The sequence below is a fragment of the Flavobacteriales bacterium genome (assembly GCA_016713875.1).
GTDB lineage: Bacteria > Bacteroidota > Bacteroidia > Flavobacteriales_F > PHOS-HE28 > PHOS-HE28.
In genome coordinates, this window is sequence record JADJOI010000003.1 from 311,691 (window position 1) to 334,344 (window position 22,654).

At 66.8% G+C, this 22,654-nt stretch carries 16 protein-coding genes, 1 tRNA gene and 1 pseudogene; 5 read left to right on the forward strand and 13 right to left on the reverse strand.

All coding sequences use genetic code 11. From position 1 onward, the window contains the following. Positions 1–100: 100 nt before the first annotated feature. Positions 101–2,011, forward strand: a complete 1,911-nt coding sequence (locus tag IPJ87_02820; GenBank protein ID MBK7940802.1) for a M1 family metallopeptidase — start codon at positions 101–103, stop codon at positions 2,009–2,011. Here the strand turns inward: IPJ87_02820 and IPJ87_02825 are convergent, their stop codons facing one another. Both IPJ87_02825 and IPJ87_02830 read right to left on the reverse strand, forming a co-directional pair. After that, a complete protein-coding gene (locus IPJ87_02825; GenBank protein MBK7940803.1) occupies positions 2,012–2,644 on the reverse strand; it encodes a phospholipase in 633 nt (210 codons plus the stop codon). 2 nt (positions 2,645–2,646) lie between these two features. After that, positions 2,647–4,753, reverse strand: a pseudogene (locus tag IPJ87_02830) (tungsten formylmethanofuran dehydrogenase). Between the two features lie 143 nt (positions 4,754–4,896). Here IPJ87_02830 and IPJ87_02835 point away from each other — a divergent pair. Further along, positions 4,897–5,697 (forward strand): TIGR00266 family protein, encoded by an 801-nt coding sequence (locus tag IPJ87_02835; GenBank protein MBK7940804.1) that lies wholly within the window; start codon positions 4,897–4,899, stop codon positions 5,695–5,697. Positions 5,698–5,767: 70 nt separating this feature from the next. On the opposite strand, the gene IPJ87_02840 is transcribed toward IPJ87_02835, so the two are convergent. The 4 genes from IPJ87_02840 to IPJ87_02855 all read right to left on the reverse strand — a co-directional run bounded on the left by IPJ87_02840 (position 5,768) and on the right by IPJ87_02855 (position 8,276). Further along, the gene (locus IPJ87_02840; GenBank protein ID MBK7940805.1) at positions 5,768–6,145 is read right to left on the reverse strand and encodes a phage holin family protein; all 378 of its coding nucleotides are present in this window, start codon (positions 6,143–6,145) and stop codon (positions 5,768–5,770) included. Between the two features lie 54 nt (positions 6,146–6,199). Beyond that, entirely contained in the window at positions 6,200–7,696 is a 1,497-nt protein-coding gene (locus IPJ87_02845) for a PDZ domain-containing protein (GenBank protein MBK7940806.1), read from the reverse strand. Between the two features lie 72 nt (positions 7,697–7,768). Then, positions 7,769–8,143 (reverse strand): RNA-binding S4 domain-containing protein, encoded by a 375-nt coding sequence (locus tag IPJ87_02850; GenBank protein MBK7940807.1) that lies wholly within the window; start codon positions 8,141–8,143, stop codon positions 7,769–7,771. A gap of 56 nt (positions 8,144–8,199) precedes the next feature. Continuing rightward, positions 8,200–8,276 (reverse strand) — tRNA-Arg (locus tag IPJ87_02855). 137 nt (positions 8,277–8,413) lie between these two features. Here IPJ87_02855 and typA point away from each other — a divergent pair. Then, positions 8,414–10,231 carry a translational GTPase TypA gene (typA, locus tag IPJ87_02860; protein MBK7940808.1) on the forward strand — a complete coding sequence of 606 codons (1,818 nt, stop codon included), beginning with the start codon at positions 8,414–8,416 and terminating at the stop codon, positions 10,229–10,231. A 50-nt stretch (positions 10,232–10,281) separates the two neighbouring features. On the opposite strand, the gene IPJ87_02865 is transcribed toward typA, so the two are convergent. Continuing rightward, positions 10,282–11,307 carry a ThuA domain-containing protein gene (locus IPJ87_02865; GenBank protein ID MBK7940809.1) on the reverse strand — a complete coding sequence of 342 codons (1,026 nt, stop codon included), beginning with the start codon at positions 11,305–11,307 and terminating at the stop codon, positions 10,282–10,284. 89 nt (positions 11,308–11,396) lie between these two features. Here IPJ87_02865 and IPJ87_02870 point away from each other — a divergent pair, with 89 nt between their 5' ends. Then, entirely contained in the window at positions 11,397–12,752 is a 1,356-nt protein-coding gene (locus IPJ87_02870; protein MBK7940810.1) for a hypothetical protein, read from the forward strand. A 53-nt stretch (positions 12,753–12,805) separates the two neighbouring features. Here the strand turns inward: IPJ87_02870 and IPJ87_02875 are convergent, their stop codons facing one another. The 6 genes from IPJ87_02875 to IPJ87_02900 form a co-directional block, all read right to left on the reverse strand. Further along, complete coding sequence (locus tag IPJ87_02875; GenBank protein MBK7940811.1) at positions 12,806–15,376, reverse strand: metallophosphoesterase family protein; 2,571 nt, start codon at positions 15,374–15,376, stop codon at positions 12,806–12,808. A 103-nt stretch (positions 15,377–15,479) separates the two neighbouring features. Beyond that, positions 15,480–16,316 (reverse strand): class I SAM-dependent methyltransferase, encoded by an 837-nt coding sequence (locus IPJ87_02880; GenBank protein MBK7940812.1) that lies wholly within the window; start codon positions 16,314–16,316, stop codon positions 15,480–15,482. Continuing rightward, positions 16,316–17,713 carry a B12-binding domain-containing radical SAM protein gene (locus IPJ87_02885; protein ID MBK7940813.1) on the reverse strand — a complete coding sequence of 466 codons (1,398 nt, stop codon included), beginning with the start codon at positions 17,711–17,713 and terminating at the stop codon, positions 16,316–16,318. The genes IPJ87_02880 and IPJ87_02885 overlap by 1 nt, the downstream gene beginning before the upstream one ends. Beyond that, positions 17,710–18,504 (reverse strand): methyltransferase domain-containing protein, encoded by a 795-nt coding sequence (locus IPJ87_02890; protein ID MBK7940814.1) that lies wholly within the window; start codon positions 18,502–18,504, stop codon positions 17,710–17,712. The genes IPJ87_02885 and IPJ87_02890 overlap by 4 nt, the downstream gene beginning before the upstream one ends. Before the next feature lie 2 nt (positions 18,505–18,506). Continuing rightward, positions 18,507–19,946 (reverse strand): B12-binding domain-containing radical SAM protein, encoded by a 1,440-nt coding sequence (locus tag IPJ87_02895; protein ID MBK7940815.1) that lies wholly within the window; start codon positions 19,944–19,946, stop codon positions 18,507–18,509. 1 nt (position 19,947) lies between these two features. Continuing rightward, complete coding sequence (locus IPJ87_02900) at positions 19,948–20,928, reverse strand: hypothetical protein (GenBank protein ID MBK7940816.1); 981 nt, start codon at positions 20,926–20,928, stop codon at positions 19,948–19,950. 114 nt (positions 20,929–21,042) lie between these two features. On the opposite strand from IPJ87_02900, the gene IPJ87_02905 reads away from it, so the two are divergent. Continuing rightward, positions 21,043–22,464: a hypothetical protein gene (locus tag IPJ87_02905; GenBank protein ID MBK7940817.1), complete on the forward strand. Its 1,422-nt coding sequence runs from the start codon at positions 21,043–21,045 to the stop codon at positions 22,462–22,464. Positions 22,465–22,654 lie beyond the last annotated feature (190 nt).

Consider the following 22,654-nt stretch of genomic DNA (forward strand, 5'->3'; position numbering starts at 1 on the left):
GCGGCCGGATGACACCGAACCGTTGGTCACGGGACGTTCAATGCAGCGTTGAATGGCGATATGCAGGCGGACCGCGGTACTTTCGCAACCCCGACCCATCATGTCCGATCGCCACCATCTGGTCGTTCCCGGCCTGGCCCTTCTGCTGTCGCACTGCACACCACAAGCCGGGCAGCGCGGCGGGGGCGAAGAACAGGGGAACGATGCTCAGAGCCGCACTACCGCCATGGACAGCCACAGCGCTGCGCGCCCCCAGGAGGCCGTCATCACCCACCTGCAACTTGACATCGCAGTGGACATGCAGGCGCACCGGATCACGGGCACGGCGAGCTATGCACTTGCGCCCGGCCACGGTGCTCGCGTGGTGATGGACACCGATGGCCTGCGGATCGATTCTGTCACCGATGGAGGCGGACGTTCGCTGCCCTACGAATTGGGTGAAGCAGGCCCGTTCGGCGCCGCGCTCGAGGTGGAGCTGGCGGACCAGGTGGATACCATCCGCATCGCCTACACCACCGGCCCTGGGGCGCGAGCGCTACAGTGGCTCAGCCCCGGGCAGACCAAGGGCGGACGGCATCCCTACCTCTTCACCCAAGGACAAGCGATCCTCACCCGCAGCTGGATCCCCATCCAGGACAGTCCGGGCATCCGCTTCACCTATGAGGCCGACGTGCGCGTTCCGCGCGAGCTGATGGCCGTGATGAGCGCGGCCAACCCCCAGCATCGTTCAGCGGACGGTACCTACCACTTCCGCATGGACCAGCCCATTCCGGCTTACCTCATGGCCCTTGCGGTGGGAGACATCGCCTTTAAGCCGATCGGCGCGCGCACCGGCATCTACGCAGAGCCGGAACTGGTGGAGAAGGCCGCCTGGGAGTTCGCCGACATGGAGGAGATGGTGGAGGCCGCCGAGGCCCTCTACGGTCCTTACCGCTGGGAGCGCTACGACGTGCTGGTGCTTCCTCCGAGCTTCCCCTTCGGCGGCATGGAGAACCCGCGGCTCACCTTCGCCACCCCCACGATCCTGTCCGGCGACCGGTCCCTCACCGCCCTCATCGCCCACGAACTGGCGCACAGCTGGAGCGGGAACCTGGTGACCAACGCCACATGGAACGACTTCTGGCTGAACGAAGGCTTCACGGTCTACTTCGAGAAGCGGATCTGCGAGCGGCTCTACGGCCCCGAGTACGCCGGTATGCTGGCCCTGCTGGGCTATCAGGACCTTCAGCATGCCGTGTCGCGCTTCACGGGCGAGGGCGCCGAACAGGACACCCGGTTGAAGCTCGATCTGGCCGGCCGTGATCCCGACGACGGGGTCTCCGACATCGCCTATGAGAAAGGGTACGCCTTCCTGCGCCGGCTCGAGGAAGAGGTGGGCCGTGAGCGCTTCGATGCCTTCTTGCGCGCCTATTTCGATCGCTTCGCCTTCAAGGCCATCACCACCGAGGAGTTTCTGGCCCACTTGGACGAACACTTGGTGCGACCTCTGAACGTGCAGGTCGACATCAACGAGTGGGTCTACGGAACGGGCATGCCCAAGGACCTGGTGGTGCCGGTGAGCGACCGGTTCCTGAAGGTGGAGGTGGAGATCGAGCGGTGGCGGACCGGCACCTTGGCCAAGGACCTGCGGACCACGGGCTGGAGCACCTTCGAGTGGATGCACTTCGTGCGGCACTTGCCGGACAGCCTGAGCGGCGACCGCATGGCCGATCTGGATGCGGCCTTCGGTTTTACGCGCTCGGGCAATGCGGGAGTGGTGGCGGCCTGGCTGGAGCAATGTGTCCGCAACGACTATCCGCCAGCGTACGAACGACTGGATGCCTTCCTCACCGAAGTGGGGCGCAGGAAGTTCGTGCAGCCCCTCTTTGAGGCCCTGCAGACCAGTGAGAAGGGCCGTGGGATGGCGCGGAACATCTACCAGCGGGCGCGCCCCAACTACCATTCGGTGACGGTGCGCACGATCGATGAGCTGTTGGACTGGACGCCGATGAGCGATCCGGTGACCTTGTGATCAGCCGAAGCAACGGCGCAGCACCACCGGGTCCAGCGCATGGCCGCCGGGAAAGAGGTGGCGCTCCACGGCAATGCCTGCCAAGGCCAGGCGTTCCGCGTTCTGTTCCCACTGCGCCCGTGGCACCAGTGCGTCCTGCTCACCATGTACGAGGTCCACGCGGCAGCCGTGGAATGCCGCAGCCAGGTCGTGTGGCTGCATTTCAGGCGGCAGGCTTCCCCCCCAGAGCACGGCCTGTGCCGGACGCGCTCGACCTCGGGCAAGCCAGCGGGCCACGGTGGCCACGCCTTGGGAATAGCCCAGGACATGCAGGGGGCGGTGTCCGGCGGTGGGCTGGAGAAGCTCGATGAGCGCATCGAGGTAACGCACATGGTCGTCGATCTCGTGCTCGCGGTCCTCGCGGGTCATCCATGTGGCGCCCACCCGCTGATGCGCGTCATCGAGGTAGAACCGGCTGAGCCCTTCCGGGGCCACCACGGCATCGGCCCCCGCCACAGGAGCGAAGGCGTTCAGGAAATAGCGAGCAAGCTGGCCATACCCGTGCACCACCACCCAGAGCCGGCGCGCGGTGGGCGGATCGCCGAGCTGATGGAAGCGGGCCGTGCGGCCCACGCGGATGAAGCGCTCCTCCACGGCTAGAAGCTGAGCAGGGCCTCCAGCGCCCCGGCCACCTTGTCCGCACTGGGGATCATGGCCGCCTCCAAGGTGCTGTTGAGCGGGATGGCGGGCATGTCCACGGCACCCAAGGTGCGCACCGGAGCGTCGAGGTGTTCGAAGCAGCGGTCGCTGATGCGTGCGGCGAGGGCCTGGGCGAAGCTGTTGGTGAGCTGTTCCTCGGTGACGACCAGGCAGCGGCCGTGCGCGCGCACCTGCTCCATCACGGTGTCCTCGTCCAGCGGCACCAGGGTGCGGGAGATCGATGAGGGTGATGCGGCCGGGGAAGGCCTTGGCAGCGGCCTGGGCCCAGTACACGCCCATGCCGTAGGTGACCACCACTGCGGCCTGGCCGCGGGCCGCGGCGTCCGCATCGGCCTGCAGCACCATCCTTGCCTTGCCGAACGGGATGATGTAATCCGGCGAAGGCTCCACGCTCTTGGCGTCCTCGGTGCCCTTGATCTTGCTCCAGTAGAGGCCCTTGTGCTCGAGCATCACCACGGGATTGGGGTCGTGGTAGGCGGCCTTCATCAGGCCCTTGAGGTCGGCGCCGGTGCTGGGGTAGGCGATCTTGATGCCCTTGATGGTGCAGAGCACGCTCTCCACACTGCTGCTGTGGTAGGGTCCGCCGCTGCCATACGCCCCGATGGGCACGCGGATGATGCAGGAGACCGGCCACTTGCCCACGGTGAGGTAGGCGCTGCGGGCCACTTCGGTGAAGAGCTGGTTGAGGCCCGGCCAGATGTAGTCGGCGAACTGCACCTCCACGATCGGCTTGAGGCCCGCGGCGCTCATGCCCACGGTGCTGCCGATGATGAAGGCCTCCTGGATGGGCGTGTTGAACACGCGGTGGTCGCCGAAGTCGCGGGCCAGTGTGGCCGCCTCGCGGAACACGCCGCCGAGCCGGGCACCCACATCCTGGCCATAGAGCAGGCAGCGCGGATCCTCCTGCATCAGCTCCCGGATGGCGAAGAGCGCACAGTCCACCATCACGGTGGGCTGGCGGTCCTTCGGCGCCCGTTCGCCGCGCTCCTCTGTTACCGGTGTTGGCGCGAAGGCATGGGTCAGCAGGTCTTCGGGAGCGGGGTCGGCCGCGGCACAGGCGCGGTCGAAATCGGCCTTCACCCGGGCGATGGCCTTCTGCTCGATCTGCTTGAGCCCGTCGAGCTGCAGGCGCTGGTCGAGGCAGTGTTGCAACAGGCGGGGGTGCGGATCGCGCTTGCGGTGCTCGGCGAGGTTCTCCTCGCTCCGGTAGAACTCCATGCGCACGCCGCTCGTGTGGTGGTTCAGCAGCGGCACCTTGGCGTGCACCAGGAAGGGGCGACGCTCCTTGCGCACCGTGGCGATCACCTCGTTCAGGGTGGCGTAGCAGGTGGGGAAGTCGCTGCCGTCGATGCTTCGGACCTCGAGACCCTTGAAACCCTTGGCGTACTCGGGGGCATCGGCCACGCGGATCTCGTCGGCGCTGGCGCTGATGTCCCACTCATTGTCCTGCACCAGGTAGATGATGGGCAGTTTCTTCAACACGGCCATCTGAAAGGCCTCGGCCACCTCGCCTTCGGTGATCGAGGCGTCGCCCAGGGAGCAGACCACGATGGGCGTTTCCATGTCCGCCGAGCCATTGAGGTCATGGGTCACACCGGCGCGCTCCTTGTACCACAGGCCGAGGGCGATGCCGGTGGTGGGGATGGCCTGCATGCCCGTGGCGCTGCTCTGGTGCGGGATCCTTGGCATGCCTTCGCGCCGCAGGCTCGGATGCCCGTAATAGGTGCGGCCGCCGCTGAAGGGGTCATCGCGCTTGGCCAGCAGTTGAAGCATCAGTTCGTACGGTTCCATGCCGATGCCGAGCAGGATGCTGTCGTCGCGGTAGTACGGGGCCATGTAGTCCTGCGGACGCAGCTGCATGCCCATCGCGATCTGGATGGCCTCGTGCCCGCGGCTGGTCGCATGCACGTACTTGCTGGTCAGCTTGAAATGCTCCTCATAGAGCTCCGTCATCGCTTTCGCGGTGCAGAGGAGATCCCAGGCGCGCAGCAGGAGGTCCGTGCCGATGGCGGACGGTGCGGAGCGGGTGGTGGCGGTGGTCATCCGGATGGAGAGGGTCCGGCCAAGGTACGGCCCACCTGGTGGAGGTCGCCTGTGCGCCGTTCGCCGCCTGTGCGCACCGCCGGTGTGATCGGCGCCCCTGCACCGGGAGGCCGATCTACTTTTGGCCCTCATTCAACACCCCCATGGACCGCAGAGCCCACGAGATCGACCACCGCATCGTCGGTGACGACATGCAATGCGTGGAGATCATGCTTGACCCGCAGGAGACCGTGCTGGCCGAGGCCGGCGCGTTCATGATGATGGACGAGGGCATCGAGATGAAGACCATCTTCGGTGACGGCAATGGACAGGAGCAGAGCTTCATGAGCAAGCTGTGGGGCGCCGGCAAGCGGGTGCTCACGGGCGAAAGCCTCTTCATGACCACCTATACCAACGTGAGCAACATGCGCCGCACGGTGTGGTTCGCCGCGGCCTATCCGGGCAAGATCATCCCGCTCGACCTGCGCGACCACGGGCAGCGTCTCGTCTGCCAGAAGGACTCCTTCCTTTGCGCGGCCAAGGGGGTCAGCATCGGCATTGAGTTCCAGAAGAAGCTCGGGACAGGTCTTTTTGGTGGCGAAGGCTTCATCATGCAGAAGCTTGAGGGCGATGGCCAGGTCTACGTGCATGCCGGCGGCACCACGGTGCAGAAGGAACTTCAGGCCGGGGAAACGCTCCGCGTGGACACGGGTTGTTTGGTGGCCATGACGAGCAACGTGGACTACGACATCCAGTTCGTGGGTGGCATCAAGAACACGCTCTTCGGTGGCGAAGGGCTTTTCTTCGTCACGCTCCGCGGCCCCGGTCATGTGTGGCTGCAGTCACTGCCGTTCAGCCGCCTGGCCAACAACATCGTCGCTGCCGCACCGCGCGCCGGTGGCGGCCGCCGCGAGGAGGGGTCCATCCTGGGCGGGTTGGGCGGCCTGCTCGACGGGGACAACTGAGCGCTTGAACGGATGCGATCGGGAGGGCCGGTGCCGATGGTGCCGGCCCTTCGTTGTCGTGCCGGGGCGATCACTCCGTCCGTTCCCGCCGTGGCCCCCGGTCCAGGCTGTTCAGGAAGCTCTCCACCACCGAGAGCAGCAGGCTGAAGCCCAGGGCCCACCAGAAGCTCCGCACCACGAAGCCCGGCACCAGCTCGGCGGCGATCAGCACCACCGCTGCATTGATCACCAGCAGGAAGAGCCCGAGCGTGACCACTGTGACGGGCAGCGTGAAGAGGATGAGCAGCGGACGCAGAAAGGCGTTCAGCAGGCCCAGCACGGCGGCGGTGAGCAGCGCGGTGAGCACACCGTGGGTCTCGCCCAGGTCGCCCAGCGTGACCCCGTCGAGCAACAGGTCGCAGATGAGCACCGCGATGGTGGTGATGATCAGCCGGATGAGCGCGTTCATGGGCACAAAATAGACAGGGGCCCTGTGAGGCCCCCGTTCTTCGGTCGATGAGGGTCAGTGCTTCACCAGCTTCCGCGGCGTGGCCTGGCCGTTCAGGGCCACCACGAGAAAGTAGGTGCCGTCGGCCTGGTCGCTGAGGTCCAGCGTGCGCTCGTAGCGGCCTTTGAAGCCGGTCACGGTCTCGTGGTAGATGCGGTCGCCCTGGGCGTTGTGCACGTCCACCACCAGGTCCCCGCGTTCGGCCACGTCGAACTGGACGCGGAAGAAGCCGTCGCTGGGGTTGGGTGCGCAGCGCAGTTCGCCCAGCTCGGGCGCACGGTCGAGCCCGGCCACGCCCTTGCGTTCCAAGAGGGCCCGTTCCTCGGGCGATAGCTCCACGGCGCCCACCTCCACATGCATCTCACGCAGGATGTCGCTGCGCATGGTGCGGCGGAGCTGCTCCATTTCACGGCGCAGCTCGTCCATCTCGCGGCGGATCGTGGCGCGGTCCTCATCGGGAAGGGGGGGCAACGGGGCCATCGGCGCCAGGGGCGGCATCACCCAGGAGCGCATGCGGCGCTCGCCCAAGGTGCCGGTCAGCGTGCGTCGCTCGCCGTCGCGCAGCACCTCCACGCGGACGGGCTCGCCCGGCCCCATGCCCGCGATCCGCTCGGCCAGGTCACCGAATCCGCTGATCGGCCCGTCGTTGATGGCCACGATGCGATCACCGGCCAGAAGGCCCATGCGTTGGGCCGCGGAGCTGTCCACCACGGAACCAACCCGAGCCCCATCGCCTTCAGCATCCGGTGCATCGTCACCGTTCACGCCGAGGAAGGCGCGTGGCCCCATCGGAACGATCATGGACGGAGCATCGGGCTCGTCCCAGGGGTCGAGCTCGAAGGTGAAGGCATCCGGTTCATCCGGCGCTTCGCCGAGCGTCACGCGCCGATCCGAGCGTTTGCCATCACGGAGCACCGTGAGCGTGACGCTGTCGCCGGGCTTGTGCGCACGGATGCGTTCGGTGAACGCACCAAGGCTGCCGACGTTCGTGCCGTCCATCGCCACCACGACATCGCCATCCTTCAGTCCGGCCTTGTCGGCAGGCCCGTCGGCGATCACCTTGGTGAGGGCGATGCCCTGCACGTCGCCCTCCTTGCGGCCTTTGCCCTCCTTCGGCGTGCTGTACATCCCCAGGTAGGCGCCGAGGTATCCGTGCGGGCGGTGAGCCCTGGCCATGGCCTCATCGCACAGGGCGAAGGCCAGGCTCATGTCCTTCAGGGCGCCTCCGTCCCGCAGGCGGCGAAGGTCGATGATGAGGTTCTCGTCCGCGCCGAGAGTGCCCAGTTCATCCAGCACGCCCAGCTCGCGGAGGGCGTCCTGCAACGACCGATCATCGCCGAGGTCGAACTCGCGTTCGATCCGGGACGTATGGCCATCCTCGGTGGTGGTGATCTCGATCCGCACCTTCCGGTCGCCGGGGTCAGCATCGGGCCCCTGTCCGTCGGACTGGGCGAGCAGGGCGGGAGGGAAGGCGGCAAGGAAGATGGTCGACAGGCGGAGCGCGGCGTTCATGGTGGGTTGGGAAGGCTGACCAAAAGTATCCGGGGCCTTTCCGGGCCTGCTGTTAACAAAGGTGAAATGGTGTTAATCGGTGCCGTCGCCGAACGCGCGGTCGAGGTCGCGTCGGTCGCGTTTGGTGGGGCGGCCTTCGCCTGCGGCGCGCTCGCCGGCCTGGAGGGTCCGCGCCATCACCTGCTTCTGCAGGTCCTCCCAGGGCGTTTCGTCCACCAGGTGCTCGGGCACGAGCTTGGCGGCCATGCGTGTGCGCGGTAGCGCGGTGATGCGGAACACGCGCCAGATGGGCGGTTGGCGCACGGCGATGCGGTCGTCGATGCGGACCTCGGCAGCGGGTTTGGCCTCGCGGTCGTTCAGCCGGACACGACCGCGCTGGCAGGCCTCGGTGGCCAGGCTGCGGCTCTTATGCAACCGCACGCACCACAGGAACTTGTCGATGCGCATCCGGGCAAAGGAAGCGCATCGGTGCGGACGAAAAAGGCGGCGCTCATCGCGCCGCCTGGTGACCCCGGAGGGATTCGAACCCCCAACCAACAGAACCGGAATCTGTCATTCTATCCAATTGAACTACGGGGCCGGTACGCTCATCGGACGGGCAGGCCCGGCCGTGAAGCGCGGCGAAGATAACGATCCGCCCGGCCACGCGGCAGGAAGCCCTACCTTTGCCGGCCTTTTGCACGGCCCTTCAACCCCTGCCGCCCTGCGGTGCCTCCCATGACCGACCTGCGCAACATCGCCATCATCGCCCACGTGGACCACGGCAAGACCACGCTGGTGGACAAGATCCTCCACCAATGCCAGCTCTTCCGCGTGAACGAGGAGGTGAAGGACCTGCTGCTGGACAACAACGACCTGGAGCGGGAGCGCGGCATCACGATCCTCAGCAAGAACGTGAGCGTGCGGTACAAGGGCACGAAGATCAACATCATCGACACCCCGGGCCACAGCGACTTCGGCGGTGAGGTGGAGCGGGTGCTGAACATGGCCGACGGGGTGATCCTGCTGGTGGACGCCTTCGAGGGCCCGATGCCACAGACCCGCTTCGTGCTCGGCAAGGCCATCGAGCTGGGGCTGAAGCCCGTGGTGGTGATCAACAAGGTGGACAAGCCGAACTGCACGCCCGAGGAGGTGTACGAGGCGGTGTTCGAGCTGATGTTCGCCTTGGATGCCAGCGAGGACCAGCTCGACTTCCCGGTGGTGTACGGCAGCAGCAAGCAGGGCTGGATGGGGCCTGACTGGAAGACCCCGACGGAGGACGTGAGCCATCTGCTGGACGTGATCGTGCAGCATGTGCCCGCCCCCCGCCAGGTGGGGGGCACCCTGCAGATGCGCATCACCAGCCTTGACTACAGCAGTTTCCAAGGCCGCATCGCGGTGGGACGCATCTCGCGCGGCACGGTGAAGGCCGGCCAGCAGGTGACCCTGGTGAAGAACGACGGCACCCAGCAGAAGGGTCAGGTGAAGGAGCTGATGGTGTTCGAGGGGCTGGGCAAGGAGAAGGTGAAGCACGAGGTGGGCTGCGGCGAGATCGTGGCGGTGATGGGGCTGGAAGGCTTCGACATCGGCGACACCATCGGGGATGCCGAGAACCCGGAGGGGCTGCCGCGCTTCTCGGTGGACGAGCCCACCATGAGCATGCTCTTCACCATCAACAACTCGCCGTTCTTCGGGCGGGAGGGGCAGTTCGTCACCAGCCGCCACGTGCGCGACCGCCTCTTCAAGGAGATCGAGAAGAACCTGGCCATGCGGCTCCAGGAGACCGACAGCCCCGATCGGCTGCTGGTGTTCGGCCGCGGCATCCTGCACCTGAGCATCCTGGTGGAGACGATGCGCCGCGAGGGCTACGAGTTCCAGCTGGGCCAGCCGCAGGTGCTGTACAAGGACGTGGACGGTCAGCGCCACGAGCCCATCGAGATGCTCACCGTGCAGGTGCCCGAGCCCTTCAGCAGCCGCGTGATCGACCACGTGACGCGCCGCAAGGGCGAGATCCTGAACATCGAGCAGAAGAGCGACCGCACGGTGCTGGAGTTCAGCATCCCCGCGCGGGGCATCATCGGCCTGCGGAACGTGCTGCTCACCGCCACCGAGGGCGAGGCCATCATCGCGCACCGCTTCAAGGGCTACGAGCCGTACAAGGGCCAGATCGCCACGCCGCGCCCCGGCTGCATCGTGAGCGCCGAGACCGGTACGTCCATCGCCTACGCCATCGACAAGCTGCAGGACCGCGGCAAGTTCTTCATCGAGCCCGGCGAAGAGGTGTACGCGGGCCAGGTGATCGGCGAGAGCCCCAAGCCCGGGGAGGAGCTCGGCGTGAACGTGATCCGCGTGAAAAAGCTCACCAACATGCGCGCCAGCGGCAGCGACGACAAGGTGAACATCGCGCCCGCCGTCAAGTTCAGCCTCGAGGAGTGCATGGAGTACATCGCCGAGGACGAGTACCTGGAGGTGACGCCCAAGAGCCTCCGGATCCGCAAGATCCTCCTGGACGAGAACGAGCGGAAGCGCGCGGCGAAGAAGCTGCAGGAAGCGTAAGGCATGTGCTCATGGGCGTATGTGGTCATGTGCCCATGGCGATGCCGTACTCACCGGATGATCCGGAGCGGCATGGAGGTGTGCATGGTGCGCAACACATACGCGCCCGAGGACAGGTAGCCCAGGTGCAGATCGGTGCGCTCACCGGTGATCATGGCCTGCATCACCAGACGACCGGTGACATCCCACATCTCAAGCGGCGTCCCTGTCGATGATGCATCGGTCACGAGCGTCAGCTCATCCACTGCAGGGTTCGGGAATACCGTGAGCCCGGTCACCCCGGACGTACGCTCCATGCCCGTGCTGCCTTCCAGCAGCCAGGCCAGCGCATCGGCGATGTGCGTGCGAAAGAGCGTGTCGCTCGTGTAGGTATCGGCCGCATGTCCGAGGGCGGTGTAGAACACCCGCGAGCCGCCCGGAAGCACGCGGTACCAGCTCATGGGGCGCGGCGCATCGTAGCTGTTCACCAGGCCGTTCGGGCCGATGGTCTCCTCCACCCGCAGCACCTCCACGTTGTCCGGGCCATAGTAGCCGTCCTCCCAGTAGTAGTACTCTTCGTTCTTTGCCCACGGGTCGGGCAGGTCGGCGGTGCTGGCGTGGGCCCCGATATGCTGAATGGCATAAAGCGGCGTGCCGCTCACGTGGTTCGGGTTCTGCTGCACGCTGCCGCCGATCAGCTCCGCGTAGAAGTCCCACGTGCCGGTGCTGGTGCCATTGGCCGTGCTGTGGCGGTAGGTGTCGGTGGCGGCATGGATGCCGAGCACATGACCGCCTCCGGCCACCCACGCCTCGAAGTAGGCCCGTTGCTGCGCGTCCAGGATGGCGTCGCCGCTGGTGTTGGAGAAAACGATGACATCGTACGTATCCAACACCTGCGGATCGCTGAAGGGCGCACCGCTGGCATCGTCGTCCACCAGCAGGCCGAGGTCCTGGGCGATCCCTTGGAACAAGGTGAAGGACACGGCACGCGTGCCATGATCGAAGCCGCTGGTGCGCGTGAAGTGGAGCACGCGCGGTTGCGCGTGAAGCGCGAACGGCAGGGCGAGAAGAAGGGAGGAAAGAAGCTGCTCGATCAATGCATCGAAGCTAGTCGATCGAACCCGGGGACGGGTCGCGTGTACGGGTGCGCAGAACGGATGCCCACGGGCATCGAAACCCCACGAACATGCAACGCAACACCTTCATCGTCCTGGCCTTGTTGGCCACCGCTGGCATCGTCGTCCTGCTGGCCTCGTTCACCCCACCGTCCACCACCACGCGCAACGCGGACGCCCATTGCCCGGTGCCAACGCCACCGGTGACGGAGGCACCGAGATGCGTGTTCATGACCGTCTACGAAGGCGCCGGGCTGGACAGCACCTTCGTGCTGCGCACGCCGGAAAAGGTCCTGCAGGCCGAGCAGCGCGGTCTGCAATGGCTGGTGAAGGCACAGAGCGCCGATGGCGGCTATGGCGCGGGCAGCCACGCACGGCAGGATGTGATGGACCCGCACGCGGTGAACAGCGACCCGGCCACCACGGCGATGGTCGCCATGGCCATCATGCGCATGGGCAGCACGCTGGACCAGGGTGCGTACGCGCAGCAGCTCGGGCGCGCGACGGAGTACCTGTTGAAGCAGGTGGAGGGCGCACCGCGCGATGCGGTCAACATCACGCAGTTGCAGGGCACGCAGATCCAGGCGAAGCTGGGTGCGAACGTCGATGTGGCGCTTGCGGCGCAATACCTGAGCAACCTGGTGGCGAGGCTGAACGACCAGCATCCGAAGCGGCTGCGGTGCATGCGCGCGCTGAACACCTGTGTGGGCATGATCCAGCGCGGGCAGAACGCCGACGGCAGCATGCGAGGTGACGGCTGGGCCGGAGTGCTGCAGAGCAGTTTCGCGGCCAGCGCGCTGGAGAGCGCAAAGGCCCAAGGGGCGGAGGTGGACGACGAGTCGCTGCGGCTGGCGCGGGACTACCAGAAGGGCAACTTCGATGCGGACAAGGGCACGGTGGCCACGGAGCGCGCCGCAGGTGTCACACTGTATGCCGTGAGCGGAAGCACGCGCAACAGCGCGGCCGAGGCCCGCGAAGTGAATGAACGGATGGAGCGTGCCAAGCGGGAGGGCAAGGTGGCGGATGCCGCCCCGGTGAGCGTGGAATCCCTGGAGGATGCGGGTTATAGCCGCACCGAGGCCGAGCGGATGAACGCGGCCTGGCAGGTGTACGATGCCGCCAAGCAACAGGCGCAGCGGGAGGACGTCATCAGCGGCTTCGGCAACAACGGCGGCGAGGAGTTCCTGAGCTTCCTGCAGACCGGCGAATCGCTGGTGATCGCCAAGGACCAGGGCTGGCGCACCTGGTATCAGCAGACCACGGGTCGCCTGGTGGGCATCCAGAACAACGACGGTAGCTGGAACGGCCACCACTGCATCACCAGTCCGGTGTTCTGCACGGCCACCTCGTTGTTGATCCTCAGCATCAACAACGACATCGAACACCTACTGGCGCAGGGCGCGGTGAAGTACCGGAGCGGCAACTGATCGTACCCGTGGCCATCCTGGAAGGGCCGCACGCGACGTCGGGCGGCCCTTCCCTATGGGACCTGCTGGGCCCTCACCGCCGTGGGCAGGGTGCCACCGATGTTCTGCAGGATCGGGTCCCGATCGTTCTGCGCGCCGACGTAGCGCACCGAACCGTCCAGGTTGTGGTCCTCGGGCAGATACCCGGGGACCACCTGCGTGGGGACAAGGCCTCCGATGCGCACCAATATCGCATCACGGTCGTTCTGCGAACCTATGTAGCGCAGCTGGCCGTCCTTCCGTCCATCGCCCGACCACATGGTCTGCACTGTTCCAAGGTCCTTTCGCGCTCCGACACCCCAGACGGCCGTGCTCGGCAGGCTGAGGTCGACGGCCTTCACGCCGTGGTCGAGCAGGACCGGTGCTGCGGTCATGATGCCGACGTGGTTCCGATGCAGCACGGCGATGTGGTAGCGGTCCATCGGGGCGGTGAACTCGACCGGGGAACTGCCGTCCACATCGACGAGGTCCCCATCCCGTTGGATCAGCACGGAGCACGCGGCCACCACCGTGGTCGGGTCGATGGCGCTGCGCAGCTGCATGAAGGCCCAATCCACGATGGCATCCGGACCCGAGGTCGCGAGGACCGACGGAAGGACGGCCTCCGGGCTCGGACCCACAGGCGTGAACAAACCGGTATGCGGATGTGTGAGGGGGATGAGACCGGCGGAGCGGAGCTGGTCGGCCATCAGGCCGGTGCCGGGATCATAAGGGCCATCCAGCAGGGTGCGTGCCTGGACGCGTAGGGTGCCGGTCGTCTTGTGGATATCAACTTGGTCGACCATGGCCCCTGTGGAGTTCATGAACCGCATCCGCAGCGAATCGCCGTGGACGTCCAGGAGGAGCGAACCCCAGTGCCCCTGTGTGCTCATGTACATCGCCGGATGGTTGAGGGACGCACCGCTGGCCCGCTTCCCACTGACCCCGCACACGGCGTACACGGTTCCGGCATGGGGCTCGAGGTCCCCGGGTTTCTGGTAGGCGCCCGTGGTATTCGCATTGCCGGATGTACCATCCTTGCGCATCGTCGACGCGTTCCATGTCGATGAGGTACCGTGGTGACCATCGATCAGGAAGGAGCGCTCGTACACATGGCTGTGCCCGCACAGCACCAGATCGACGCCATGGGCCTCGAGGATCGGCAGAAAGGTCTGCCGCATATCGAACATGATCCCGCCGCTGTCCGAGATGTTGTCGCTGTCATGCGAGCCCTTGGTGTACGGCGGGTGGTGAAAGGCCACGATGATCCAGTCGCTCAGGAGCTCCGCCTGGACCAGGTCCTGCTGCAGCCACAGCGCCATGGCACCGGCGGCCGAACGGGACACGCCGTAACTGTCCAAGCAGACGATGTGCACGTTGCCGATGTCGAAGCTGTAGTAGGATTCGGTCCCGGAGGGTACGCCACCGCATTGTCCGCTCGTGGGCGGAGCGAAGAGCGAGTAATAGGTCCCGGTCTGCGTGGCCGCGCTCGCTCCGGAGTAATAGTAATGGTTCCCGGGTACGGGCCACAGACAGGTGTTGCGGAGGATGGCTCCGTACACGCCATTGAAGATATTGACCTGGAACTCGGCCTCGCGGCCTTGGAGGTACGCGTTGTCGCCAAGCGTCAACCAGGCATCGGCCGCACCGTTCGCACCGGCGTAGGCGAGATACGCATCGCGCACGGCCAGCTGTTCGGCGAAGCCGGTGCCCTGGTCCCCGGTGACCCAAATGCGCACAGGGGAGGCGATGGTGGGGGCGGGCAGCGTTCGGAAACTGTAGGACGGGTCGCCGGCGGGGGTAAGGTCCGCGGTCGGTGTGCCCACGGTGTAGTAGTAGTTGGTGCCGGGAGTGAGGCCATTGACCTGGACCTCATGATCGAGGACGGGAGCCCCTCCTGTGACCTCCATGTCCAGCAGGTTCGGTTGAAGTCCGTACCGGACTTTGGAAAGGCAGGGTGAATCGGTCTTCCAAAGCACCTTGATGCTCGTGGGCGACGCCTGTTGCAGATAGGGTTCGCTATAAACGCCGGGTGTGCCGTCCATGGCGGTGATCTCCATGTCGAAGCTGACGTCACTGGAGGCGGGATCGTCCTGATGCACCTCCACGGCGATGGTGTTCGACCCGTTGACGAAAGGGCCTGCGGGGATCAGGTGCTCGTATACCCTGGACTCGTCGGACCCTGAGATCCCCGAGTAGGAGAACGCGGTGTAGGACTGCGCCCCCTGGTTCATGTTGTTGCGCAGTACCTCTGTTCCGTTCACGTACATGATCAGGCCATCGTCGCGGATGAACCGTACCCTGAACCCCCCGAAGGTCGTTGCGTTCGGCACGGAGAGCGTCGTGCGGAAATAGCTCGTGCGGTATTTCGAGCTCGGGTTGGGTCCATAGCCGATCACGGTGGCCTCGTCGCCTTCGCCATAGCCCAGTTGCGCCGGGCCGCTGGCCCAGGCCGCATCGTTGTATGCGGTCGAGGACCACGCTGTTCCCTGGTTCGATCCGTTATCGAGATACTTCCATGTGGCGCCGAAGGGTACGATCACCTCGTCCTGGGCGGACACGAACAGGAACTGAAGTACTGTGCAGGCCAGTGTGACGGTACGCATGGTGATGGGGACGGGGAGCAGGAAGGTAGGGATGGTCCAAGACATTGTCCAGTCGGGGGAGGTTGCACCGATGGTGGTTGAAGCCATGACCCAGGGCTTGGGCTCAGGCGCCGCCCGGCGGACCGGTCGCCCATGAACGGCTCCAAGAGCGCCTACCAGGAGCGGGAACGACGCACACCAGGTGATGGAAAGGATCGTGAAGACCGTGGACCCGGTCCACGAGGGCGTTCCATCCGCCGGGTCGCCGAAGAACGGTCAAGGGGCCCGCGGCTTGCACCTCCTGAAGCGCGTGAGCGTGATATTGGGTAGCGAGCTCCGGCACGCCGAGCTGCGCGTAGTAGGTGGCGGAACGCGACCGGGCGGCCCGGGCTGCCTCAAGGTCCGCGTAGAGCACGCTGTCCATCACGTGCACCTCGCCACCCGGCGCCAGGGCGCATGCGCGGCGGAGGGTGACCAGGGCATCAGGGAAGTAGTGGAAGCTGGCGGCGAAGAGCACGACATCGAAGCGGCGGTCGTCACGCGCGGGGTTGAAGAGGTCGGCCAGGGCGAAGCGGGGGCCGTCGGGAAAGACGCGCGCAGCCTGCTGTAGCTCCGGCAAGTGGCGGTCGATGCCAAGCACTATATGGCCCGCTCGTGCGAGCAGGGCGGATAGCCAGCCGTTGCCGCAGCCGACATCGAGCACCTTCAGCGGCCTTCCGGTACGTGCGAGATGATCCAGCAACCGCTGCGCGCTGCGGGTCCGTACGCGCCATTCAGCGTTGTGCTTTCCGGCCATGACCTGCGGTAAACGCGCGACAAGGGCATCATCCAGGAGCCGCCCCTCCAGCCCGCGCGCACGGTTGTACAGGTCCCCGAACGGACCTGGATCCTCTAGCAGCGCAACACCATGGACGACCGCATCGAACGCCGCTCCGCCATCGATCGCATCCCCCGTGCTCATCAGGACAGGGATCGCCAGAGGAGCATACCGGCACGACCGCTCCACGCGCGCAGTTTGTGGCGGAGCGCGCGAGGGGATGTGCGTCGGCCGCCTTCTCGTGCCTTGTGCCACTCCACTTCGTTCACCACGTAGCGCACCGCATGGCCGTAGTAGGGCTTGCGATAGGCCCGCGGAAAGTCGAGTTCGCGATCGCTGCCCAGTTCCCAAGGAAGGGGGTGCTCCAGGTCGGCTTCCACCTGCGCATGGAGCTCCGTGCCGGTGATGGGGTAGGCGACGGTGATCGTGAACACGTCCGGAGAGCTCTCCTTGAGGTGCTCCACCGTGCGCAGGATATCCTCTTCGCGTTCACCGGGATAACCGAGCATGATGAAGGTGCCCGTTCCGATGCCCGCGGCCCGCGCGGCCTTGATCATGTCGCGCACGCGTTGCACATCGACGCGGCGGTCCATGGCGTCGATCACCGCCTGGCTGCCGCTCTCGGCGCCCACCCACACCTGGACACAGCCGCTCCGCTTCAACAGGTCGATCACCGCATTGTTCATCCGGTCGGCGCGGGTGATGCACTCATAGCTGATCTGCAGACCACGCTCCTCGAGCCCGTCCACGAATTCCTGGAGCCAGCGATGGTTCACGGTGAACACATCATCCACGAACCAGATCCGGTCCGGGACATAGCGCTGCTGGATGTCCGCCAGTTCATCGAGCACCTTTTCCACGGGGCGGCGGCGGTAGCTGAGGCCGTAGACGCCCCTGCTGCACCAGCGGCAGGTGTACGGGCACCCTCGCATGGTGCTGACGTTGATGGCACTGTAACCGTGCCGGCCCCGCCAGGCCTCGAGGTAGGCGCGCATGTCGATGAGGTCGCGCGCTGGCAGCGACGATCCGGTAAGGTCCTTGAGCTTTTCGCGCTCGGCATTGTGGTGCACGGTGCCCTGCGCGTCGCGCCATACCGCTCCGTCGATGCCCTCCAGAGCGGTGCGCCCGGCCGTGAACGCGTGGACCAGCTCCGCCATGGTGCGTTCGCCCTCGCCCACCACACAGGCGTCCGCACCATGCCGCAGGAAGCGTTCCGCATGGGCCCGTGTCTCCGGGCCGCCGAGCACGATCCTCACGGACCGCAATGCGGGATCCTGCCGGACGCGGCCGATGATGCGCACGATGTTCGCCCGGGTCATCAGGTTGACATACAGGCCCAGGCAGCCGGGCCGTTCCGTGCGGATCCGCTGTAAAAGCCCTTCAAGGGTGCTGAAGGTGCTGTCGTGCACGAGCACTTCATGCCCTGCGTCGCGAAGGTGACCGGCGATGTACAGGAGGCCGAGGGGCGGGTAGGGGCGCATCAAGGCGCGCTCTTTCGCATCCTCATGGAGGAAATAGCCGTGGGCGAGGAGCACCTTCATGCGCTGCGGCGGAACTGGATGAGGACGTGATCACCGAGGCGCGCAAGGCCGGATGCCCGAGAAAAGTACCGGTCCATGCGCCCCAACAGGTGAAGCAGGCGGGGCCGATGCCGCACGAGCGGTTCAAGGTATCCAGGAGGTACGAACAGACCGATGGGCCGAAGGTCCTCCAGGATGAACGACGGCCCGAACACCTGCCGGAGGGTGGACGGGGGATGATACCAGGTGGGCACGGTGCCACCGCCCACGGGGACGTTGATGGCCTTCCGGGTCCATCGCCGAAAGGCCGATGATGGCCGCGCTCGCAGCAGGAAGTAGGTCGTTTCGAGCAGGCAGCGGTCGGCCATCAGCACCGCGACGAACCGGCCTCCGGGACGGAGCACGGATGCGACGAAGCGCCCAACGCGCCCAAGGTCGTCCACATCGATGCAGTTGAGCCCGCCGAGGTCGGAGAGCACGAGGTCGAATGGACCTTCTGCCTCGGGCAGTGCCGGAGCCGTCAGATCGAGCGGGGCGGTGCGCACCCGTTGGGCGAGCCCGGCGCGCTGGACATGGACCCGGGTGGCGGCGATCATGGCCGGGCTGCGGTCGGTGGCCAGCACGGTATGACCGGCCTGCGCCATGTGAACGGCATCGGCACCGGTGCCGCAGTTGAGCTCGAGCACCCGCAGGGACGGACCCGCCAGCAGGGGGGCCAGTGCGCGCCACACCTGCTCACGTTGGGCCCTTCCGACCGCACTGTCGGTGAAGTCGACGTCGTATGTGGCGGCGGCGGCATCGAACGCGTCCATGGTCACGTGGCGGAGAGGCGGATGCGGTTGACCAATACGGCGGGCTGGTAGTAGAGCAGGGAGAACCCGCGGCGGAGATCGGTCGGACCTCCGCGGAGCGCCTGTGTGAGCGCGAGCACGGCCTGACGGCGGCGGTATCGGGCATGTACGTAGCGGTGGAGCCGCTTGTAGTAGGCCGGTGAGCGGGAGCCGCGGAACATCATCGCCAGGTCGTCGCTGTCGCTCCAGTTGGCTTTGTCGCCGAGCTCCGGTCGCACACGCTCGAAGAAGGGCGTTCCGGGGAGCGGGTAGCTGATGGAAACGCCGATGTCATGCGGCATCAGGTCCTCCACCATGCGGATGGTGCGCTCCACGTCGGCGTCGCTCTCGCCGGGATACCCGAACTGCAGGAAGAAGCCGACACGCACGCCCTTGGCCTTCAGCAGGCGGGTGGCCTCGGCGATCTGCTCCACGCGCGTGCCCTTGTCCATGGCATCCAGGATGTGCTGGCTGCCGCTCTCCGCGCCCACCCACACCTCCTCCAGACCGGAGCGCACCAGCGCATCGATGGTGTCGCTCTCCAGGAGCAGGTCGACCCGGCTCTGGATCTTGTAGGGGATCCGCACGCCGCGTTCCTCGACCAGGTCGGCGAAGCGCTGCACCCAGCCGGGCTTGAGGCCGAAGATGTCGTCGCACATCCACAAGTGGTCCGGGGCCGCCCGGTCGCCGAGCAGTTCCATCTCGAGCACCACGTGTTCGGGTGAACGGCTGTTGTACCGGTTGCCGTAGATGGGCTTCGCGCACCAGTTGCACTTGAACGGGCAGCCGCGGGTGGTGGCCACGTTGAGGCTGAAGCGGCCCTGGGAGCGCATCCAGATGCGACGGTAGGGGGCCAGGTCGATGAGGTCCCAGGCGGGCAGGGGCAGCGCATCGAGGTCGCGCATCACGGGGCGCTTGGGTGTACGCTGGACATCCCCATCGGGTCCGAGGTGGGCCACGTTCGCCACCGACCGCCATGGCGTTCCGGCGGACCAGTGCTCCACCAGTTCGCGCAGGGCCTCCTCGCTCTCGCCGAGCACCACGGCATCCGCACCGGCCTTCAGGTAGAGCTCGGGATGGTCGGACGCATCGGAACTGTTCACCACCACCAGGCAGCCCTGTTGCTTGCCCAGGCCGATCATGCGCAGGCAGGCCTCGCGCATCACCGTGAGGCACATCTTGGTGAGGTAGTTGAAGCCGTCGTCCTGGATCACCAGCACCCGGGGTGCGTGGGCCTCCAGGGCGGGCAGGAGGTCCTCCGGTCCGCGGGCGAGACCGCTGTCATGCACATGCACCGCGTGACCGGCCTCGCGCAGCACGGCCGCGGCCAGCAGGGTGCCGAGCGGGGGGTAGGGGCGCGCGTCCTGCCACTGCTTGCGGTCGAGGCGGTGGAAGTAGGCGTTGGTGAGCAGCACCCGGGCCATGTCAGCTCAGGGATCGTCCGGTACGCAGCTCCAGGTCGCGGAGCCGTTCGTGGTAGGCGTCGAGCACGCGGCGCTGGAAGTTGCGCGGATGATGCTTGCTCACATAAGTGCGCGTGCGCAGGGCCAGGTCGAAGGTGCGGGGGTCCATGTCGTTGAACTTCCAGCGCCAATAGCGCCAGGTGAGGGCCATGGACCAGTTGTCGAGCATCTCCCCGAAGACGCTGCCGAGCAGCCGCTCCCAGAAGGCCTTGCGGGCCTCGCCGCCGGCGTCCACCTCCGGAACGTGCGGCACGCGGGCCGCGGGCAGCAGCTCGAAAGCCCATTGGTTCGCTCGGAAAAAGGCATCGCGTGTACCGTTGCCGTGAAGCCCCAGCAGGGTGATCACCTCGGTGGCGGTGAAGCGGTTGCGGTCCTCCACGGCCAGATGGTCCGTGTCCAGGAAGTAGTTGATGCAGAAATCGCGACGGCTGTTGAGCAGGAAGAGCTTCTTGTAGGCGATGAGCAGGGTGCGCGCCAGCCAGAGACGGCCCGGAGCGGTGATGATGAAGAAGTCGATGTCCCCATCGGTCGCGAGGCGGCCCTTGCTGAGGCTTCCGCTGACGAACACGGCGCGCACGAAAGGGGTGCGGGCGATGCGGCGGGCCATGTGCCGTGCCTTGGGCATGCGTGCCTCGGCGCGCTTCGCATCCTCGTGCCGCGCCCGCACATCGGTCTCGGTGATGCGCAGGCCCCAGTACGCTCCCACGTTCGCGATCACCTCATCGCGATGCAGCTCCTGCAGCAGGTCCTCCACCTCGGACGGCGCCGGGCGGCCGGCGCAGGAGAAGGCCAGCACCTCGGCGCTGGTGAGCGGATGGCGGAACACGTCGAAGTAGGCCAGCGTGCGCAGGATGGAGCACAGGGCACCGGCCCGACGCCGGTCGTCGCCGGTGGCAGGCCCGGCCACGACGGGTCCGAGGGGTTCGGTCAGGATCGGCGGCACGTCGGCAGGGCGGGGTCGTCGAAGATAGACTACGAACCAAGACAGCGCGCCCCGTGCGAACGTTGCCCGGTCGACCGGATGCCGCGGAGGGGGGATGCTACTTTGGGCGGCGCGATGCGGGAGCAGGTACGGGCCTGGGCACTGCCGGGTGTGCTGATCACATTATGGTCCGCGCTGGCCGTTCTCCTCGGCATGGCCGGGTTCGAGGGGCTTCTCGGGGCCGATGCGCACGACTACCTGCGGCTGGCGCGGCAGTGGACGGCCTGGGCGCAGGGTGCCCCGCGCCCGATGATGGTGGAGCACCCGATGGGGTATCCCCTGCTGGGGGCGTTGCTGGGCGGCGCTTTCGGTGCGGAGCATGCGGCGCTGCGGCTGGTGACGGGCCTGTCGTGGGTGGCCCTGGTGCTCGCCGGTCGCGGCATCCTCCTTCGCCAGGCCGGGCCGGGCCACGCCCCGGGCCTCTACGCGATGTTGATCATCGGTGGCGCCCCCTTCGTGCTGCGCTACGCCCACACGGTGATGAGCGACGTGCCGGCGATGGCGGCCGTGCTGATCGCCACGGCGTGCACGCTCCTGTGGAACGAACGACGGCGGTGGCCGGACCTTGCGATGGCCGCGGCGGCGGGCGCTGTGGCGGTGGGCTTCCGCACGGCCTGTGCCCCGCTGGTGCTGGTGCTGGCGTTGACCTGGCCGTGGGGGCTTCCGGCGGGCCGGCGCGGATGGCTGTGGGTGCTGGCGGCCATCGGGGCGTTGGCCGGCGCCATCCTCATCGCGGCGAACGCCGGCCTGCCGGCCCTGCGCACCCCGTTGCAGGAGTGGTCCGTGCCGCACATGGTGGCACGGACGCACACGTCGGACGACGGCGTACTGCGCTACACCCTGCCCAACGTGCTGTACGTGCTCGGGGTGTTCGTGCATCCCGGGCTGTTGCCCGCAGGGCTGCTGGTGCTGCCGTTCGTACGGCGGAGCGATGTGCGCGTGCCGGCGGTGCGGCTGGCGCTGGTGCTTCTGGCGGCGTACCTGCTGCTGCTCGCGGGCCTGCCTTTCCAGAACGACCGGGTGCTGGCACTGGGGCAGCCGTTCGCGGCGATCGCGCTGTTCCCGGCGTTCGGCCGTGCGCTGGCCTGGGCGGAGGAGCGCGGTGCGGCGCGCCGGATGGTGGTGACGGCCCTGGCGCTGGTGCAGCTGCTGTTGTTCGTGCGGGCGATGGCGCCCTTTGTGCGGCAGGCGGCCGAGGAGCGGGAGCTGGCGGGGGTGGTGCGTGCGCTGCGGCCGCAGGTGGTGTACACGCACGGAATGGGCGGCCCACTGATGGAGCAGGTGCCCGGCGTGGCCGTGCACGAGCTGTGGTACGGCCGCATCGCGCGGTTCGAGCCTGGTGCGCTGGTGGTGGTGCGCCCCGCCGCTCTTGCCGAGCAATGGGCGGACCTGCCGCCGGCGACCAACTGGGAAGCGGCCATCGCGCAGGGCGCCCGGGTGCTGTGGCATGGGCCGTCCGGGTGGGTGGTGGCGCAGCTGCCTGCCGAGCGTCGCTGAGGATCCGCAGGCGCGCTATCTTATCCGTCGCGAGATCGACGCGAAAAACGTCATGCCCGCCCGGGATGGAAGCGGCGGACCGGTGAAGCGAAGCGCGAGCGGCGCACGGAGCGAGGAGACTGCGAGGAACGAGCAGGCCCCGGAGCCCGATGCGCTGCCGCGTGCAGCGAGCCGGCCAAAGCGGACAGCC

Bases quoted from the DNA above. Each gene is read 5' to 3' on its own strand.
- IPJ87_02845 (MBK7940806.1), bottom strand. From the start codon at position 7,696: ATGAACGCCGCGCTCCGCCTGTCGACCATCTTCCTTGCCGCCTTCCCT.
- IPJ87_02850 (MBK7940807.1), bottom strand. From the start codon at position 8,143: ATGCGCATCGACAAGTTCCTGTGGTGCGTGCGGTTGCATAAGAGCCGC.
- IPJ87_02880 (MBK7940812.1), bottom strand. From the start codon at position 16,316: ATGAGCACGGGGGATGCGATCGATGGCGGAGCGGCGTTCGATGCGGTC.
- IPJ87_02820 (MBK7940802.1), top strand. From the start codon at position 101: ATGTCCGATCGCCACCATCTGGTCGTTCCCGGCCTGGCCCTTCTGCTG.
- IPJ87_02895 (MBK7940815.1), bottom strand. From the start codon at position 19,946: ATGGCCCGGGTGCTGCTCACCAACGCCTACTTCCACCGCCTCGACCGC.
- typA (MBK7940808.1), top strand. From the start codon at position 8,414: ATGACCGACCTGCGCAACATCGCCATCATCGCCCACGTGGACCACGGC.
- IPJ87_02840 (MBK7940805.1), bottom strand. From the start codon at position 6,145: ATGAACGCGCTCATCCGGCTGATCATCACCACCATCGCGGTGCTCATC.
- IPJ87_02890 (MBK7940814.1), bottom strand. From the start codon at position 18,504: ATGGACGCGTTCGATGCCGCCGCCGCCACATACGACGTCGACTTCACC.
- IPJ87_02875 (MBK7940811.1), bottom strand. From the start codon at position 15,376: ATGCGTACCGTCACACTGGCCTGCACAGTACTTCAGTTCCTGTTCGTG.
- IPJ87_02885 (MBK7940813.1), bottom strand. From the start codon at position 17,713: ATGAAGGTGCTCCTCGCCCACGGCTATTTCCTCCATGAGGATGCGAAA.
- IPJ87_02835 (MBK7940804.1), top strand. From the start codon at position 4,897: ATGGACCGCAGAGCCCACGAGATCGACCACCGCATCGTCGGTGACGAC.
- IPJ87_02905 (MBK7940817.1), top strand. From the start codon at position 21,043: ATGCGGGAGCAGGTACGGGCCTGGGCACTGCCGGGTGTGCTGATCACA.
- IPJ87_02870 (MBK7940810.1), top strand. From the start codon at position 11,397: ATGCAACGCAACACCTTCATCGTCCTGGCCTTGTTGGCCACCGCTGGC.